General features: G+C 74.5%; 1 protein-coding gene. It reads right to left on the reverse strand.

Annotated elements, in window-relative coordinates:
* Positions 1–1,091, reverse strand: a 1,091-nt coding sequence (locus tag P1P70_RS44930; protein ID WP_319248301.1) for an ROK family transcriptional regulator, incomplete at its 3' end; no start/stop codon positions are given.
* Positions 1,092–1,129 lie beyond the last annotated feature (38 nt).

A 1,129-nucleotide genomic window follows, 5' to 3' on the forward strand; every position in this document is an offset into this window, starting at 1 on the left:
GGCACGGCCGGATCCTCTCCCTGCAGCCGAGCCCACTCGTCGAGCACGAACCCGACCCCCCGCACGAACACCTCGGGCCGGGCCTCGATCGTGCGCCCGCCCAACAGCACGACCTCGATGTCGAGGAGCCCCACGAGGTTCGCGGCCCCCGTCCCGAGCACCCGCGCCGCCTCCTCCACGTCCCCCCGCGCCACCGCCGCGAGGCACAGCGCCTCGACGCACCCCCGGTTCCCGCACTCGCACATCGGCCCGTCCAACTGGACGACCTGGTGCCCGAACTCCCCGGCCCGGGTCCGGGCACCCCGGTGGACGGTCCCGTCGATCACGAGCCCGGCACCCAGCCCCGTACCGAGGTGGAGGTAGGCGAAGGATCCGTGCGCGCCGGCGTCCGCCGCGAGCCGCAGGGCCGCCGCGTTGGTGTCCTTGTCCACCACCACCGGCACCCCCAGCCGCCGCGCCAGCGCCGCCCGCAGGGGAAACCCGTCCCACTCCGGAAACCCGGTGACCCGATGCAGCACACCGTGCAGATGATCGAGAGGCCCGGGCAGGGCGACACCGACACCGAGCACGGGGAGCAGAGGAGCCGCCTCACCGACTGGCGCGACGGCCGCCTCGCCGACGGCAGCGACGGAAGCGGCGGCCGCATCACCGATGGCAGCGACGGCCCCCCGCCCCTCGCTCGCTCCCGCCAACAGCGCCTCCACCTCACGCGCCGCGCCCTCGACCACGTTGTCCGCCCCGGCCCCCAAATCCAACGGCGCCCGTCGCCGCGCGACCACCGCGCCGGTCAGATCGCAGAGCACGGCCGTCAGCTCGTCGCGGTCGAGGTGGAGGCCGACCGCGTGCCCGGCATCGGGTACGAGCCGTAGTACGGTGCGCGGCTTGCCACCGGTGGACGCCCGGTACCCCGCCTCCGTCACCAACCCGTCCGCCCGCAACCGAGCGGTGATCTTGCTGACGGCCTGCGGGGTGAGCCCGGTCCGGTCGGCCAGCTCCAGCCGACTTATCCCGGCCGTCCCGGCCCTGCGCAGCAGATCCAGAACCAGCGCCCCGTTGTGACTGCGCAACGCGAGCAGATTCACCCCGGCCACACCACCGCCGCGCCCGAGACCGTACCCACCCCCGTTTC

Source organism: Streptomyces sp. MB09-02B (assembly GCF_033794485.1).
Classification (GTDB): Bacteria; Actinomycetota; Actinomycetes; order Streptomycetales; family Streptomycetaceae; genus Streptomyces.